The sequence below is a fragment of the Planctomicrobium stercoris genome (assembly GCF_051465655.1).
GTDB lineage: Bacteria > Planctomycetota > Planctomycetia > Planctomycetales > Planctomycetaceae > Planctomicrobium.
This window is the reverse complement of sequence record NZ_CP195791.1, coordinates 1,384,099-1,401,724: the sequence shown is the minus strand read 5'-3', so window position 1 is coordinate 1,401,724 and position 17,626 is coordinate 1,384,099. Positions and strand designations below refer to the sequence as shown.

9 protein-coding genes are annotated in these 17,626 nt (G+C 57.4%); 2 read left to right on the top strand and 7 right to left on the bottom strand.

The genetic code is table 11. From position 1 onward, the window contains the following. Window positions 1–184: 184 nt before the first annotated feature. From metH to SH661x_RS05745, 4 genes are all read right to left on the bottom strand, one after another. Window positions 185–3,886: a methionine synthase gene (gene metH, locus SH661x_RS05760; protein WP_437228912.1), complete on the bottom strand. Its 3,702-nt coding sequence runs from the start codon at window positions 3,884–3,886 to the stop codon at window positions 185–187. Window positions 3,887–3,975: 89 nt separating this feature from the next. Next, window positions 3,976–5,253 carry an adenylosuccinate synthase gene (locus SH661x_RS05755; RefSeq protein WP_437228910.1) on the bottom strand — a complete coding sequence of 426 codons (1,278 nt, stop codon included), beginning with the start codon at window positions 5,251–5,253 and terminating at the stop codon, window positions 3,976–3,978. Between the two features lie 313 nt (window positions 5,254–5,566). Next, on the bottom strand, window positions 5,567–6,511 hold the full coding sequence (locus SH661x_RS05750; RefSeq protein WP_437228908.1) for an amidohydrolase family protein: 945 nt from the start codon (window positions 6,509–6,511) through the stop codon (window positions 5,567–5,569). Between the two features lie 64 nt (window positions 6,512–6,575). After that, window positions 6,576–7,556, bottom strand: coding sequence for a threonine/serine dehydratase (locus SH661x_RS05745; protein ID WP_437228906.1), 981 nt, complete (start codon window positions 7,554–7,556; stop codon window positions 6,576–6,578). A gap of 357 nt (window positions 7,557–7,913) precedes the next feature. Here SH661x_RS05745 and SH661x_RS05740 point away from each other — a divergent pair, with 357 nt between their 5' ends. Together SH661x_RS05740 and SH661x_RS05735 are read left to right on the top strand one after the other, a co-directional pair. Continuing rightward, complete coding sequence (locus tag SH661x_RS05740; RefSeq protein ID WP_437228904.1) at window positions 7,914–12,830, top strand: PVC-type heme-binding CxxCH protein; 4,917 nt, start codon at window positions 7,914–7,916, stop codon at window positions 12,828–12,830. Between the two features lie 95 nt (window positions 12,831–12,925). Continuing rightward, entirely contained in the window at window positions 12,926–14,134 is a 1,209-nt protein-coding gene (locus SH661x_RS05735; protein ID WP_437228902.1) for a hypothetical protein, read from the top strand. Between the two features lie 242 nt (window positions 14,135–14,376). Here SH661x_RS05735 and SH661x_RS05730 read toward each other — a convergent pair whose 3' ends face one another. Genes SH661x_RS05730 through SH661x_RS05720 form a run of 3 tightly spaced genes read right to left on the bottom strand, consistent with a single transcriptional unit; the run spans window position 14,377 to window position 17,228 of the window. After that, complete coding sequence (locus SH661x_RS05730) at window positions 14,377–14,769, bottom strand: hypothetical protein (RefSeq protein WP_437228900.1); 393 nt, start codon at window positions 14,767–14,769, stop codon at window positions 14,377–14,379. Between the two features lie 3 nt (window positions 14,770–14,772). Further along, the gene (locus tag SH661x_RS05725; protein ID WP_437222029.1) at window positions 14,773–16,011 is read right to left on the bottom strand and encodes an ISL3 family transposase; all 1,239 of its coding nucleotides are present in this window, start codon (window positions 16,009–16,011) and stop codon (window positions 14,773–14,775) included. After that, window positions 16,008–17,228 (bottom strand): hypothetical protein, encoded by a 1,221-nt coding sequence (locus tag SH661x_RS05720; RefSeq protein WP_437228898.1) that lies wholly within the window; start codon window positions 17,226–17,228, stop codon window positions 16,008–16,010. Before SH661x_RS05720 ends, SH661x_RS05725 begins: the two co-directional genes overlap by 4 nt. Between the last annotated feature and the right edge of the window lie 398 nt (window positions 17,229–17,626).

The window sequence follows — 17,626 nt, the reverse complement described above, 5'->3', positions numbered from 1 at the left end:
CGGCAAGTAGGGGTGGAATTCCGCATGAAATCAATGCCACCCAAGCTCCCCCGCATAGAAACTCAGAAAACGCAAAACGAGTCTACCACAGAACTTGTGGCAAATCGCCACTCTAAGTGCACGACTGGCCCGCTGCGGCTTCTCGTCTGAACGCTGGAGTTCCCCTCGCGGACTGGCAGCGGATTCAGTAGCCGAGATTCGGGGCCAGCCAGCGCTCGATTTCCGCCACGCTCAGGCCACTCCTGCGGGCATAGTCTTCCACCTGATCCTTCGTCAGACGGTCCACCGAGAAGTAACGGGACTGCGGATGGGCGAAATACAACCCGCTCACAGAGGCAGCCGGCCACATCGCAAACGATTCCGTCAGCTGAATCCCGGTGATTTCGGTCGCCTTCAGCAGGTCGAACAGACGCCGCTTGGGAAGATGATCCGGGCAGGCCGGGTACCCGAATGCAGGCCGAATTCCCCGGTACTTCTCGGAAATCAGATCTTCCTTGGTCAACTCGTCAGCCTGCTCGTAGCCCCAGACCTCGCGGCGGACATGTTCATGCAGGTACTCGGCGAACGCTTCCGCCAGCCGGTCGGCAATCGCTTTGACCATGATCGAATTGTATTCGTCATGACGGGCACTGTACTCGGCTGCCAGTTCATCACAGCCGAACCCGGTTGTCACCGCGAACGCTCCGATGGAATCGGTCCGCCCGGAATCGAGCGGAGCAATGTAATCCGCCAGTGAACGGAAATCCTTTTGCCCGACCCGTTCCCATTGCTGTCGCAGCATCGGGAAGCGGGTCAGTTCCTGGGCCCGGCTTTCATCGGCCCAGACGATGATATCCTCCCCGTCTGAGTTGGCGGGCCAGAAGCCGTAGACTGCATGGGCGGTGAGGAGCTTCTCATCGATGCACCGGCGGAGGATCGCCTGGGCGTCATCAAAGAGTTTCTTCGCTTCGGTTCCGACCTGCGGATCGTCGAAGATCCGGGGGTATTTCCCTTTCATCTCCCACGTCATGAAGAACGGGGACCAGTCGATGTACGGAACCAGTTTTTCAATGTCGAAATCCCGCAGCGTGACGGTGCCGAACTGCCGGGGTTGAGGCAAATCGAGCGTTGCCCAGTCCGAGGTGAATCGGCGTGCACAGGCCTGCTCGAACGAGACGAGATCCCGTTCCTGACGGCTGGTGAAACGTTCTCGTTCCTGCTCCTGCTGCTGGCGTACTTTTGCGACGTAAGCACCTTTCGAATCCGGATCGAGCAACGATTCCACCGCCGGCACAGCCAGTGACGCATCGATCACGTGCATAGTCGGCTCGGCGTAATGCGGAGCGATTTTGACCGCTGTATGCCGGGCACTGGTCGTTGCTCCACCGATGAGGAGCGGAGTCTTGAATCCTTCCCGCTGCTTTTCTTTCGCAACGTGAATCATCTCCTCCAGCGAGGGAGTGATGAGCCCCGAAAGACCGATGATGTCCGCCTGATGCTCGCGGGCCGCTGCGAGAATTTTCTCGCAGGGGACCATGACCCCCAGATCGATCACTTCGAAGTTATTGCACCGCAGGACCACCCCCACGATATTCTTTCCGATATCGTGGACGTCCCCTTTGACGGTCGCCAGGACGATCGTTCCGCGTGTCGACTTCGTTGAAACAGCCGTTTCTCCGGCCGCTTCTTTCTCGGCCTCCATGAACGGTTCGAGGTAGGCCACCGATTTCTTCATGACGCGGGCAGACTTCACCACCTGCGGCAGGAACATCTTTCCAGCCCCGAAGAGTTCCCCCACCACCTTCATTCCGTCCATCAACGGACCCTGAATGACGTTGAGCGGTCGGCCGTATTTGACGCGGGCCTCTTCCGTGTCTTCTTCAATATAAGTATCGATTCCCTTCAGCAGGGCATGTGCAAGCCGGGCTTCGACGGTGTCGTTTCGCCAAGCAGCCACCTCTTCAGCAGCCTGTGCTCCGCCCCGTGACGCCGAGCGGGCTTTGATCTCATCGGCATAGGCGAGAAGTCGGTCGGTTGCATCCGGACGACGATTCAGCAGCACGTCTTCAATGTAGTCCCGCAGTTCCGGCTCGACTTCATCATACACTTCCAGCTGACCGGCATTGACGATTCCCATGTCCAGCCCCGCCTTGATGGCGTGGTACAGGAAGCAGGCATTCATCGCTTCACGAACGACATCGTTCCCCCGGAAGGAGAACGAAACGTTGCTCACCCCGCCGGAGGTCCGTGCTCCCGGACATTCTTCTTTAATCCGGCGAACCGCTTCAAAGAATTCGACCGCGTAGTTGTTGTGTTCTTCCATCCCCGTGGCGACCGTGAGGATGTTCGAGTCGAAAATGATGTCTTCCGCGGGGAAGCCGACTTTCTCCGTCAACAACTTGAAGGCGCGCTTGCAGATCCGGACCTTGTCGTCCGCCAGCACCGCCTGACCTTCTTCATCGAACGCCATGACCACGACCGCAGCCCCGTAGCTGCGCACAATGCGAGCCTGCTCGAGGAACTTTTCCTCCCCTTCCTTCAGGCTGATCGAGTTGACGATCCCCTTCCCCGCCAGGCATTGCAGACCCGCTTCGATCACCTCGAATTTCGAGCTGTCGATCATGACCGGCACGCTGCTGACGTTCGGTTCGTCCGACAGCAGATTGACGAAGTGCACCATCTCGACCTTGCTGTCGAGAAGCCCTTCATCCATGTTCACGTCGATGACGTTGGCTCCGCCGGCCACCTGCTCGACGGCAATCTGCAACGCCTCGTCGTACTTCTTTTCCTTAATCAAGCGGGCGAACTTCCGTGACCCGGTCACGTTGGTTCGTTCGCCAATCATCATGAAATTCGAATCGGGGCGAAGTTCACACAGTTCGGCCCCGCTGTAGGTGCTGTTGCGGGGATGTTTCACCAGCTTGCGAGGCGGGAGATCAGCAACCGCTTTCGAAGCAGCATGAATGAACTCCGGAGTCGTGCCGCAGCAACCCCCGACGATATTCACCCAGCCCTGCGAAGCGAACTCGCGGATGACCTGCGAAAACTCCTGCGGGTTGGAGTCGAAGCCGCCCATCCCGTCCGGCAGGCCGGCGTTGGGATAACAGCTGACGTAGCAGTTGGCCCAGTTGCTCACCTGCTCGACATAGTTCCGCATCTGCTTGGGGCCCAGTGCGCAGTTCAATCCGACCGCGAAGAGCGGGAAGTGCTCGACCGACACCAGGAACGCCTCCAGCGTCTGCATCGTCAAGGTGCGACCGCCATTGAAAATCGTCCCGGAACAGATCACCGGAACGCTCGTATTCCGCTCCTGAAACACCTGATGAATGGCGAACAGCGCCGCCTTCATGTTCAGCGTGTCGAACGACGTTTCCGGCAGCAGAAGATCGACGCCGCCATCGAGCATCCCGTGCACCTGTTCGGCATAGGAAGCGACCATCTGCTCATAGGTGACCGGGCGGTATCCCGGCTTCTCGGCGTTGTAGGACAGCTGAAACTTCGTTGGTCCCATGCTGCCGGCGACGAAACGGGGCTTGTCCGGGTTATTACGGGTGAATTCATCGCAGACCTGCCGAGCCAGCTCGACCCCCACGCGGTTCATCTCCCGTGCGTACCCGGGAAGGTGAAACTCCTCCAGCATCAGCGACGTCGCACCGAACGTGTTGGTCTCGATGATGTCAGAGCCCGCTTCCAGATATTTGCGGTGAATCTCCTGAATCATCTTCGGCTGGGTGAGCACGAGGACGTCGCTGGCGTTGAGCAGATCGCACGAATGGTTCGCGAAGAGCGTGCCGCGATAATCCGCCTCGGTCGGATGATACTGATGGATCATCGACCCCATTGCTCCATCCAGGAGCAGAATGCGGTTGGAGAGGATTTCTCGCAGCGTCTCTTCAGTGGAACTCATATCTCAATGTCTCGTTTTTCGTTTGACTCAAACGCATAACCGCACAGACTGCTGTGCGGTTGTTAGCGATTCCTTGCGACAGCGCTCGGTTACAGTACGACAGTCTGCTCGCGGTCCGGGCCGATCGACACGAAGCCGACTTCAGACTCCAGCAGCTCGGAAACGCTGTCGATGTACTGCCGGGCTTCCTTCGGGAAATCCTGCATTTTCCGAACGCCAGTGATGTCCTTCTTCCAGCCGGGCAACGTTCTGTAAACCGGCTTCGCCTTCGCCAGATCATCGATATGACTCGGGAAGTCGGTCGTGCGTTCGCCGTCAATCTCATAGGCTTCGCAGATTTTGACTTCATCCAGCTTGCTGAGCACATCCAGAAGCATGATGGCAATGCAGTCGATGCCGGAGATGCGGGCGCCATGTCCGGTGGCGACGGCATCAAACCACCCGCAGCGGCGGGGTCGCCCGGTGACGGTGCCGTACTCGTGACCTTCTTCACGGATGTGATGGCCGATTTCGTTATCCAGTTCGGTCGGGCACGGTCCGCCCCCCACGCGAGTGGTATAGGCTTTCACCACACCGATCATCCGGTCGATCGCTCGCTCGGGAACTCCGCTGCCGGCGTGAATGCCGCACCCGGAACTGTTCGACGAAGTCACGTAGGGGAAAGACCCATGGTCGATATCCAGCAGGCTTCCCTGCGCCCCTTCAAACAGCAGACTCTTTCCTTCTTTGAGAACACGGTGCAGGAAGGAGGTCGTATCGGTCACATGCTGCCGCAGCTGATCCGCGTACTGCATGTACTCTTCATAGATTTCCTGTGCGGAGGGGATTTCGGCCGAGGGGTCGAGGGCCTGGATGATCAGCCGCTTCTGCGGAACGACTTCTTCCAGCCGCTCCCGGAACATCTCCGGGCGATACAGATCTCCCAGGCGGATGGCATGCGTGCGGCCGATCTTGTCCCGGTAGCAGGTGCCGATCCCGCGCATCGTCGTTCCGATCGCCTTGGCACCGCGGAACTTCTCCAGCCCCGCTTCTTCGACCAAATGATACGGGAAGATCACGTGAGCCCGATCGCTGATCAGAAGCGTCCCGACGTCGACCCCCTGTGAGCGGATTCGTTCCAGTTCCGCCAGCAGGGCTTTGGGGTTGATGACCACGCCGTTGGCGATCACCGAAGTGACCCCCGGACGCAGAATTCCTGCGGGAAGCATCGAGAGTTTGTAGGTCTTGCCGCCAAACATCACGGTGTGGCCAGCGTTGTTGCCACCCAGATAACGACAGACCACTTCATGTTGATCCGTCAGCAGGTCGACGATTTTTCCTTTGGCCTCATCTCCCCATTGCAGCCCAACCACCGCAGTCACCGACATCGCACAATCCCAAACTCAAGCCACATACAGCGCTTTTCCCGCGTTCCGTTGCGAGAATCCTCGAACGAAATGCACGGGGAGCGAGTGTAGCAGGCCCCTGAACGAATGTAGAGCGCCCAGCCAAAATTGGATCGAATCCGGGTGAATTCTCGCACTCGGAGAGTGCGGGGCACGCATGCTGCACTCTCCGAACTCTGTATGAGATCCACAGCGGGGTCGTCCAGTGCTCGCACTGGGAGAGTGCGAGATACGTATGCCGCACTCTCCGAGTGCGGCAACGCTTCGCGTCAATTGCCGCCCCCCAAACAGGTCATCACGAGAAAAACACCTCTTCAGCGGTGTCCCGCAGAATCCAGTTGCGGTCTTCTTCGCTCAGGAAGTCCAGGCCGCTCTTGATCAGGTCGATCGACTCTTTGTACGTGTGTCCGTTCTGCACCTGAAACGGGCAGTCTGACGCCCACATGAGTCTTTGAGCCCCATAGGCGTCCCGCAGCTTCCGGATCATCGGTCCGAGATCCTTGTAAGGGGCCTTGCGAGACCCGAGCGCATAAAATGCGGAGGTCTTCACGTAGACGTTTTCGAACTCGCCGAGCCGGCACAGGTTCTCGACGTCCTTCGGAACGATGGTCCCGCTCATTCCGATCCGGGCCATGTGGTCGATCACCACGGGCGTATCGGGATATTTCTTGCACATCTTCTGAATCGCGGGCAGGGTGTCGGGGTCGGCCAGCAGGCAGATCTTCAGATCTGCCTCCGCGCCCACTTCCCACATGGTCTGCATCCCCTCGGACTTCTCCCAGGTGCCGACCGTCTCTTTATTGGAGATGACCCGAAATCCACGCACTCCATCCCCCACGAACTTGAGCATGGCGTCCCGCAGATCGGGACGATGTTCATCGACAATCGCGACCCCGCGAAACACTTCCGGGTACTTGGCGATCACATCGGTCACATAACTGTTGTCGAAGCTATAGTAACTCATCTGAATCAGGACGATCCGGTCCACGCCGGCGGGTCGACATTCGGAAAACAATTCGTCCGGAGTGAAGCTGGCTGGACGCATCTCTTCTTTCGTGTAGCCCTTTGCCAGCGGGTAGGCATTCACGTCGGGAGTCCAGACGTGAACATGGGCATCGATGTAATTCCCCTCCTCTTCATCCTCTTCGGCAGCCTGCATCTTCACTCCCCAACCGGCCGCCACAGCTGCCGCTCCGGCCCCCAGAAAACCGCGACGAGAGAGAAGATCGAATTCAGACATGGAGATTCTCCTTGAGAAAGTTGTGAATGATCCGAAATGAATTGACGCGGGAGTCGCCCTGATTTCACGAGGCCGACGCGGCTGCGGGAAACTGCCTGTAATAGTCGCACAGATCTGAGACAGCGACATTCCCGCCGCACATGAGCAGCACGATCTTCTCACCCGGCTGAAAATCGCCCCGATGAGTTTCGGCTGCGGCCAGACAGCAGGCGGCGGCCGGTTCGGTGAGAATCTTGGTCCGTTCCAGCAGATAAATCAGCGACTGCACAGCGTCCCGATCCTCGACGACAATCACTTTTTCCACCAGTTCCTGCACGACCGCCAGAGTCATGGGAGCGACTTTCAGTGCTCCCAGCGTGCGTGCAATTGAGGTAATCGAGGAGAGTTCCACGAGTTTTCCGGCTTCGACACTCTGGGCCATGGCGTCGGCCCCTTTGGTTTCAACTCCGAAGATGCGCAGGTTCGGCAGGGCGGCCTTCATGATCGTGGAGATCCCGGAGATCAGCCCCCCACCGCCGATGCTGACATACATCCGCGTCACACCGGGAAGGTCCTGAAGAATCTCCAGACCGACGGTCCCCTGCCCTGCAGCGACCAGAGGATCGTCAAAGGGGGGAACGAAGGTGAGCCCTTCGGCTTTCAGACGCATTGCTTCCACCGTCGTGGCGGCTGGTCCCGGACAGAGGACCACCTTGGCCCCGTATCCGCGTGTCGCGTCAATATAATTGGACGGAGTGTTGTCCGGCATGCAGATGGTCGCTTCCACGCCGAGAATCTTCGCTGCCAGTGCGAGTCCCTGTGCGTGATTCCCTCCGCTGGTCGCCACGACGCCGGCTGCACGTTCTGCGGGAGTCAGGGTCAGCATCTTGTTCAAGGCGCCGCGAGGCTTAAAGGAACCTGTCTTCTGGAGACATTCCAGCTTGAGGTAGACCTCGGTTCCAAGTTTCTCACTCAGCGTCCGTGAGTGAACAAGCGGTGTCCGGTGCAGATATCCGGCCAGTCGTTGCTGCGCCTGCAGCACCAGTTCAGGAGAAAGAGTAGGCAAGCTCATCTCTTCATCAGTCTCTTGTTGGAACCATTGGCAATGAAACATTCAGGGATTCGAAAGCGACGAATTCCAGCCTGATGACTTTCAAGACCCCGAGTCCTGTTTTTCATCAGTCGTAGTGCAACATAACTCACTGGAACGATAAATCACAGGGAGGCCGACCCATTCTTAAACTCGCCAATGCTGTCATCGCTTTCCCACCCTAAGACACCGCTTCCTCTTTATTTCGGGGCTTCTTAGAAAACACATCAAAACACAAACATCAGATGATTGACTCCGGGACAGCTGACCCGTGAGAATGAATTGTACTGCCTGATCAGCCTTTCGCTCCCCCTGCCTTCGGAGTAACCCCAAGTGAATTGTCGATTTTCCGCAGTGGTCTGCCTTTCGGCACTCATCCTCCTGCCTGGGCCCGCCCGCGCTGGCGAAGCCCAGCTTGAACTCAAAAAAGGAGACCACATCACGCTGATCGGGAATACCCTCCCCGACAGAATGCAGCATGATGGCTGGCTGGAAACCCTGATTCAGCATCGATACCCAGACCTGCAGCTCGTCTTTCGAAATCTCGCATTCCCCGGGGACGAAGTCGACCTCCGTCCCCGCTCCGAGAACTTTGGCTCTCCCGAAGAGTGGCTGACGAAGACGCAGACAGACATCGTTTTCGCCTTCTTCGGGTACAACGAAGCGTTTGCCGGCGAACAGGGTCTCCCCAAGTTCCGTGAACGTCTCAAGACCTTCATCGATCAGACTCTCGCTGCGAAATACAGCGACCGCGGCTCGCCTCGGCTGGTCCTCTTCTCCCCCGTCGCTCACGAAGACCTGAACGATCCGAACCTGCCGGATGGTCGCGAGCACAATGTGATTCTCGAACAGTACACACAGGCGATGGCGGAAGTGGCCAAAGAGAAAGGAATCCCTTTCGTCGATCTCTTTCATCCCTCTTATGAGCTGTACGCAAAAGAGACCCAGCCGCTCACCATGAACGGCGTGCACCTGACTCCTGAAGGGGACCGCCAGATCTCGGAAGTGATCGTCAAATCACTCTTCGGGGGTGAGACCAAAACCGATCCCAAGCAGCTGGAGAAGCTCCGACAGGCAGTGATCGACAAGGACTTCCGCTGGTTCAACGTCTATCGGGCGATCGACGGCTACAACATTTTCGGCGGACGTTCCAAGCTCGCCTGGTTCGGTCAAAGTAATGCGGACGTGATGCAGCGGGAGATGGAAATCTTCACCGTGCAGACCGCCAACCGCGACAAAAAGGTCTGGGCCGCCGCTCAGGGCAAAGACTTTGTTGTCGACGACAGCAACACGCCTCCCGAGATCCCGGTGCAGACCAACAAGCCCGGTCCCCTTCCCGACGGCACGTATCCGTTCCTGGGAGGTGAAGAAGCCATCCAGAGCATGGAGATCGGCAAAGGACTGCAAGTGAACCTCTTCGCTTCGGAAGAGATGTTCCCCGACATGATTAAGCCGGTGCAGATGGCAGTCGACACCGACGGCCGGCTCTGGGCCGCCACCTGGCCGACCTACCCTCACTGGAATCCCAACGAACCTCTCGCGGACAAGCTCATCATCCTGCCGGATGAAGATCACGACGGCAAAGCCGACAAGCTGATTGTCTTCGCAGACGGCCTGAACAGCATCACCGGGTTCGAATTCTGGGGAGGCGGAGTCCTCGTCGCAGCGGCCCCCGAGATCATCTTCCTCAAAGACACCGATGGAGATGATCGCGCGGATGTGAAGATCCGGATGCTGCAGGGAATCTCCTCGGAAGACTCGCATCACACCGCCAATTCACTGGTCATCGGTCCTGACGGCGGGCTGTACTCCTCGCACGGCGTGTTCCATGTCGACAACATGGAAACCCCGACCAAGACGTTCCGCTCCACGCGAGATGGCGTGTACCGGTTCGACCCCCGCACCTACGAAGTTTCCTTCCACCACCCCATCGGCCCCAATCCTCACGGCATTGCATTCGATCAGTGGGGATACATGTTCGCCAGCGACGGCACCAGCGGAACCGGCAGCTATGTCTCCATCGGAAACGGCGTTGCTCCGCCTAAGGACTGGTATCAGAAACGGGTTCGTCCCGTCCCTGCCACGGGCTTTCTCTCCAGCTCGCAGTTCCCCAAGGAGTTCAATGGAAACTTCCTGATCTGCAACTCCATTGGCGTTCTCGGCGTGCTGCAACATCGCGTCGAATACGACGGTGCCGACATCAATGCCGTCGAAATTGAGCCGATCCTGATCTCGTCGGATCCCAACTTCCGGCCGACCGATGTCGAAGTGGCCGGCGACGGAGCTCTGTATATTTCAGACTGGGCGAACCCGCTGATCGGGCACATGCAGCACAACATCCGCGACCCGAACCGGGACCACACGCACGGCCGGATTTATCGCGTCACTCACGGGGGCAAGTTCAACGACAAGCCCCTGAAGTTGAAAGGCAAACCGATTGCTGAAGTCGCCCAGGCCTTTTACGGGGAAGACAACGGCACTCGTTATCGTGCACGGCTCGAACTCAGCGGCCGCAAGACTGATGAAGTCACTGCGGCTCTCAGCCAGTGGACTGCCGGAATCGAACCAAAGACTCCCGCGGATGAACAGGCACTTCTCGAAGCCCTCTGGACATTCGAAGAACACCGGGTCCCCAACGAAGAGCTCCTCAAAAAGGTTCTGCAGTCGAAAGAACCCAGAGTCCGGGCTGCAGCGATCCGCACGCTCGGTCATTGGGGAGACAAAATCACCAGCTGGGCACCGGTGCTTCTGACCGCTGCCCGGGAAGAGGAACCGCTCGTCCGTGCGGAAGCGGTGAAGGCCGCCATCAATTTCAGCGGACCGGAAACAGCGGAAGTCTTTTACGAAGTCGCCACCCGTCCGCTCGACGTTCAGCTCGATTACGTGCTGAAGTATGCCAAAGGCCAGCTGCACATCGACCAGCAGATTCAACAGGCCATCGCCTCGGGCAAACCGTTGTCCAGTGTCGCTCATCAGTACGCGCTCGCGAACGCGAATGTGAATGACCTGCTCAAGCTCGAACCGTCAGAAGCGGTCTATCTTGCGATCCTCGCGCGCCAGAATGTTCCGGACGCTGCACTCCGCACAGCACTCAACGGCCTGGCAGAAATGAGAAAGGTCAGCCCTGTTGACCTTGTGCTCACTCTGTTGACCGAGAAGGATGCCCAGAAACAGGAATCGGATCTGCCGGTCCTCACTCAACTGCTGCTGGAACAGCCGACAGGCGACCTGCAGAAAGTTAGCAGCCAGCTGGAGAAACTCGCCACCGCAGGCAAGACAGCCGCTGGCGCCCGAGCCGGCTATGCTGCTTTGATTCTGACAGACAACGGGGCTCACAACGCTTTAACACTCGCTTCCACTTCCAAGGATGCTGTCCGCTCCGTGCTGGAGGCAATCCCGTTGATTTCCAACGGAGAGGTTCGTTCTGCCACCTATGAGCAGGTTCGACCGCTGCTGTTCGAACTCCCCGGAAATCTGGCTCAGGAGTCCGCAGGGAGCTCGACCGGAGACAACGGTGTTCGTGTTGACTACTTCCAGCCCAACGGCCCGAATGTCGCCATCGAAACCCTGAACCGTATGCGACCGCAGGCCAGCGGCATTGCCCCCACCTTCACGCTCGACATTCCTGAACGGACGCAAAGTGAAGGGTATGCCCTGCGATTCACAGGATCGATTTCCATCGACAAAGCTGGCAAGTACACGTTCTTCACCACCTCCGATGACGGCTCCCGGCTGTACATCGGGGATGAACTGGTCGTGAACAACGATGCCCTGCAGGGCCCGACCGAGAAAAGCGGCGTCATCGATCTCCCCTCGGGGTCGCATCCCATCACCGTGACCTACTTCAACGGGACCGGGAACTACGCCTTCCAGGTTGCCTGGCAGGGACCGGATATTCCAAAAGAGGTGATCCCGGCCGACCGCCTTTCCGTTTCCGGAAGCTCGTCGCTGCACGATGTCGCGATTCGAACCCTGACGTTCATTCCCGGTCATGATGCGGAGAAGTTCGACGACCTCACCGCACTGATCAAAGCCGGTCGCAACCGCACCAGCGCGATCCTCGCCCTGCAGGGAATTCCCGTCGAATCCTGGAAGAAAGCCCAGCTTCAACCGCTCGCGGATAACCTCGTCGCTTACCTCAGCGAGATCCCTGTGAAGTTCCGCACGGGAACAAACGCCACGACCGCCATGGCCACCGCCAAGTCGATTGCGGACCAGCTTCCCGAGGAACAGCGGCAGGCGATTCTCTCCCGGCTGGAGAACCTGGACGTCCGCGTCATTGCCGTCGGCACCGTGCCCGAACGCATGATCTACGACAAGGAAAAGATCATCGTGCAGGCCGGCAAACCGGTCGAGTTCGTCTTCTCGAACTCCGACAACATGCCGCACAACTTCGCCATTGTGCTGCCCGGATCCATGGAAGAGATCGGCCTGCTGGCGGAGAAAACCGCACAGGATCCCGACGCCATGGCCCGGAACTACATTCCGAAGTCGGACAAGGTCCTGCTCGCCAGCCGCCTGCTGCAACCCGGCCAGACGCAACGAATTTCCTTCGAAGCTCCGAAGAAACCCGGGGTCTATCCTTACGTATGCACCTACCCGGGACACTGGCGGCGCATGTACGGGGCCCTGTATGTCGTGGACGGCTCGAACACCGATGCGGATGCTGCGGTCGCTTCCATGACTCCTCAGGACGAACTTCTGAAATACCTGCTTCGCAACACCGAGTGGAAGTACGACGACCTGGCTGCTCAGGCAGGTCACGTCGCCATGGGGCATACCCCCCGGTCGTTCGAAGTCGGCAAGCAGCTGTTCAAAGTGGCGGCCTGTGTCAGCTGTCACAAACTCAACGGCGAAGGTCAGCAGATTGGTCCTGATCTGACGCAGCTTGACCCCAAACGCAGCTTGCAGGACGTCTTGCGGGACGTGCTCGAACCGTCGCTGCGGATCAATGAGAAGTTCGCTTCACAGATGTTCGCCCTCGAGAACGGACAGATCCTCTCAGGACTGGTCCTTTCAGAAGATGCGGACGAGGTGAAGGTGGTCACCAATCCACTGGCCCCCGATAAACCCACCGTCATCAAGAAAGCCGACATCGAGGAACGGAGCGTTTCCAAGGTCTCCTTGATGCCGCAGGGAGTGCTGAATAAGCTGACTGAAGAGGAAATCTTCGATTTGATTGCTTATGTCTACGCCAAGGGGAACAAGGACCATGACCTCTTCAAAGGTCATGCCGGACATCATCACTGAGATCCGGACGCCGATTCAGGAGATCCGGATCCCGACACAATCGCGATTCGGATCCCCGTTTCGGAACGGGCCCACAGCGGATTGAGGAGCAGTACATGCGGGGCTGGATTTTTGTTGCGTTCGTATTGTGCGGACTGATGATCTCCAGCTCATCGCCCGCCTGGGCGCAGAAGTCCGGCCCGCAGCTGTACACCTCAAAAAACTTTCAGGTGATGACAGATATTCCTCAGGCCGAAGCCAAAGACCTGCTGGACCGACTGGAGACGATGCTCAAGCTCGTCGCTGCCTACTTCGGCAGCCCGCTTCGCAAGCCGATCCGCATGTATGTGGTGAAGGACTTTGCCAACTGGCCGCAGTCCGAGCTGCAGAAAATGGAACCGGACGGAATCGCCAGCATCCGGCAGCAGGGCGGACTCACGATCACCACGACGCGCGGCATCCGCAACGGCCCCAAGCTCGATGCGGATGCCATCGTCTATGCCACTGCCGATCACGGCACTCCCCAGCATGAAGCGATCCACGCTTACTGCGGAATCACCTTTGGTGAAACCGGCCCGACCTGGTACTCGGAAGGGATGGCCGAAGTCGGGCAGTACTGGAAGGCCAACGACAAAGGGGTCAACGCCAAGCAGGGGGTGATCGACTATCTGAAATCCCGCGAACCCAAACCACTCGCGGAGATCATTAACAACCCCCTCGAAACGACGGGAGACTCCTGGCAGAACTATGCCTGGCGCTGGGCAATCTGCCACATGCTCGGCTTCAACGAGAACTACACCGCCCGCTTCAAACCGCTGGGCATGGGATTTCTCACCGGAGCCAATGTCAGCTTCGACAGCGTGTACGGCGGACAGCTTCAGGAAATCGATTTCGAATACAGACTGTTCCTGAAAGATCTCGAACCCGGTTACCGCTGCGACCTGTGCAGCTGGGACTGGAAGACACCGTTTAAAGCAGTCAAAGCCAAACCGGGCAGCATGGCGAAGATCAACGCCAAAGAAGGCTGGCAGGCCTCACGCGGTCTGGTCGAATCCGGAGTGACCTATCAGGTCAGCACGACCGGAACATGGAAGCTGTCGAAAGACGGCGAAGAGCTGACCGCTGCCGGTGAAGCCGATGGCAAAGGGCAGCTGATGGGAATCATCTTCAAGGATTACACCCTCAGCGAGCCGTTCCCGATCGGCGACTCGCGAACCTTCACCGCACCCGCCGATGGTAAACTCTTCCTCCGCTGCGGCGACAACTGGGGCGAACTGGGAGACAACCAGGGAACGATCACCGTGCGCGTGACGGCGACAGAGTAATGACTTGCGAGCAAAGTAGGGTCCGCTGTGCGGACCGATATGAGGATTGCCGCCGGGAACCCTGCTCACATCGCGCCAGCGGGGGGAAACATGAATCGGTGTCCATGTTGACATCGGCATGCTCATGTTGGTGACGCGGCATGAGTATGGCACCCGGTTCCGCTTTGAACATCCCACCCAGCCGAGCGTTCACTGGGCAATCGCGACGCTTCTCAGCTTACGAAACTGGCCCTCACTAATGGTCAATAGTATTGATTTACAATATTGACCAATCGTGTTTGTCCCGCTTCATTCAAAAACTCAAGTAAGCTGTTTCGATCCATTGTCGTGCATGCAATACCATGACTCACCTTTGTCGTGCTAGCATAGATTGCTGCTTCCGGTGAGTATTGACCACTGGTGATAAAGATTGCTTCAATTTTCTTATAACCACTTGTCACATTCCAGCCATAAGGATCAGCTGCCGCGCGACATCGATTGAAAAAATGTCTCTCAACATCTTCTCTGGACTCGACATACTTCGCGTGGCGCCCCTTGCATTCCACAAGTTTACAGAGCGTTTCCCCCTTGACTGCTACGACGTCGATTTCAAATTCCTCGTCTTCATCTGGCTTACGTATTTTGGTTCTTCCCACAATTTAATGGCTTGCTGATTCTGGGAGCAGCTTGAGTTTGCCGCAGAAGAACAGGATTCTTGTTCGGTAGTTGGCGAAGTTCCTGAATCCTCGGGCGGCGGATTTCAGGGACTGAATGATGCTGTTGAACCCTTCCGCTGCGGCGTTGCTGATCTGGTGGCGGAACCAGCTCAGGATGTTGTCGATCCGCTTTTTGATCATCTTCGCCACACGCTTGATCGGCTTGAGTCGGCAACGGATGGCCCAGCTGAACCAGGTCTGGAAGAACTCGTCCGCTTCCTCCGCACTCCGGCAGTCCCAGAACCAGCGGAACTGTTCTCGAATGGCCCACGCCCGAGCCGTCTTCAGCTGAGCACCTTTGATCTGCTCGAACTCCGCTCGCTTCTGCTCACTGAGGTTCTCCAGGTTGTAAAGCCACAACGAGCGTGTCCCCTTGAGCGTCTCGTCCTGCTCTTTCATCAGAGACTTGTGCTCGGCTCGCCGGACCTGATCGACAGCCTCGTTCAGATGCTTGGCGATGTGGAACCGGTCATGCACGACTTCTGCATCAGGAGCATGAGCATCCACGCTGTTCTGATACGCCTGCCACATGTCCATCGCCACCGCTTCGATCTGTTCCTTCTGCTCCCAGGAGAAGGTGTTCCACAGCGTGTCGGCTGCGGTTTCGTCACGTCCGGGGGAGACTTCCAGGACTCGGCTGCCATCGATGTCGGTCATGATAGACACGTAGTCCTGCCCCTTCAGAAAACTCTTCTCATCCAGGCCGACATGCCTGATGTCTGTCAGGTCTCGAGTGATCAATCCCCGTTCGACCGCTCGGTCCATAATCCGTTGCACGCTCATCCAGCTCAGCCGCAGATGAAGCCGGGCCTTCTCGATGCTGCTGGCCACCTGCAGCAGACGAACGGCAAAGGCTTCGAACACCAATGTGAACCGTCCGTGCGGCTCGGCCCAGGGGACTTCAATCGTCTTCACTCCGCAGTCGGGACACTCGGTGCGAGGGATGCGAGCGGTGAGAAGGGTCTCGAACTGCATGGTGTCCAGATGCCGCCAGGACCGCTGCGGAGCATGATCCTTCAGCGGCCGCACCGCCGAACATTCCGGACAACAGACTGCTGCTCCCGGCACATGCTCAATCTGAATCTGAACCCGCTTCTCCTCCAGCGAGAGATCGACATCCACCACCCGCCAGGACCGGTCCAGCCCCAGCAACAACCCGTAATGCTCAGAAAGTGTGTTCATGAACAACAGCTTCCAAAACTGACCACACTCCCGCCAGATTCAAACAACCTCACCCACAAAATTCCGGGAAGACCCCGTATTTTCTTTTGAAGCGTGGTGTCGAACCCGGAAGCCCGAAATCCCATCGCAACTAATAGCTCAAACAGCGCGCCTTTCAGATTTCCAAGCAGCCCTTCGTCGATGACGGTTCCATGTGTGATTGCAAGCGCCTTCTCAATATTGCACAGATTCTCCTCAGTAGGTTCTCCTGCTTCGATTGCCATGGAGAATCGACGAATCAACTCGTCAATGTTCGGACCAAATACGTCTTTGAAGGTAGCCGCAATGACACCTGCCTCTCGCAACATCTTCCAAGCCTCCTTCGAATATGCAGGTGCAACAACAAGGGGGACCAGTGAGATCGACTTCCATCTATGCCCAATGCCTTCGACCCGTTCACGAGTGGCTTCTGCGTCAACCGAAGAAAATGGTCGAAAACCGAGGATTTCTGCGGCGATAAAACTGCCACTTTGCACTGAACGACGAAGAGGCTTAAATTCGGAAAATGGACCGAAATAGGTCGGCCCATGGAGATCCCACAGCGTGTCATTGAATCCTGTTGCACATGTTTCGGCCTTGCGCATCGAATGCTTATCATAGGCAATCAAAAAACAATTTCGGACCCAATCTCGAAGCATGACTAGGAGCCGCTGTTCGAGTTCGAGTTTTCTCCGAAATGCCGGCCGGCTCAGTCCAACGCTTCCGAATTGCATGCCAATGCGAAAGAGCTCATCTTCTCCTGCCACTTTCTCGATGAGCTTGAGTTTCATAAGCTGGTCGACCACTGCCTCAAGAGGTAATCGTCCACCTGCAGTCGATTTAGATGCCTTGGGGAGGCAACCTGAGGCCTTCCCGATTTGCCCCTCGGTAATCCAGCCTTTATTCGACAGAATCGTCTTGTAGATCCGGTGAAAGGACGGTTTTGATGGCAGGAGTTTCCGAACTGCTTGTGCGTACAGTTTTCCCTTATGACTCTCAAGGTAGTAAAGGTATGATTTATCGAAACGTACGGGATCCGTCGACTGGATCGTTCTGCAGGTGGCACGCTGCATCATTTTTCGAGCTGCAGGTGCATTGCCAGCAACTCCCATGGCTACCAGTCCATTGGCAAGATCCGCAGATACCGTCGGCCCATTTTCTTTGAGAAAACTCTCCACCGGATCCACACGTCCAGCCATTGAAAGTCCTCCTATCTAAGGCTTGGAATGTTCTGTGACACCCACAATGGAACGTCCCCAGCAAGACAGCCGAAACGTAAGTCGATGCCTCAAAACACCTTACTGCGATGCAACATCCTCAAGACAGGCGAGTCCACCTATAGGTAATATGCTAAAGTATGGGCTGTGTGACAATGCGCTGCTGGTGACCCACCGAGTGCCCTGTTCGCATCGCGACAGCAGGGCGAACGTGAATCCGCGTCGTTATCAACTTTCTGCGTGCCCATGCTGCTCACGCGATATGAGCATGACACCGAACTCCGCTTTCACCACGCCAATCGACCTACGATGGCAGTCATTCGCCGTATTCGCCCCATTCGCGGTTCAGCTTTTTCCGTGAATTCCGTGCATTCCGTGGT

What these genes read in the sequence shown, in the direction of transcription:
- SH661x_RS05735 (WP_437228902.1), top strand. Translation starts at nt 12,926, where the DNA reads ATGCGGGGCTGGATTTTTGTTGCGTTCGTATTGTGCGGACTGATGATC.
- SH661x_RS05750 (WP_437228908.1), bottom strand. Translation starts at nt 6,511, where the DNA reads ATGTCTGAATTCGATCTTCTCTCTCGTCGCGGTTTTCTGGGGGCCGGA.
- SH661x_RS05755 (WP_437228910.1), bottom strand. Translation starts at nt 5,253, where the DNA reads ATGTCGGTGACTGCGGTGGTTGGGCTGCAATGGGGAGATGAGGCCAAA.
- metH (WP_437228912.1), bottom strand. Translation starts at nt 3,886, where the DNA reads ATGAGTTCCACTGAAGAGACGCTGCGAGAAATCCTCTCCAACCGCATT.
- SH661x_RS05725 (WP_437222029.1), bottom strand. Translation starts at nt 16,011, where the DNA reads ATGAACACACTTTCTGAGCATTACGGGTTGTTGCTGGGGCTGGACCGG.
- SH661x_RS05720 (WP_437228898.1), bottom strand. Translation starts at nt 17,228, where the DNA reads ATGGCTGGACGTGTGGATCCGGTGGAGAGTTTTCTCAAAGAAAATGGG.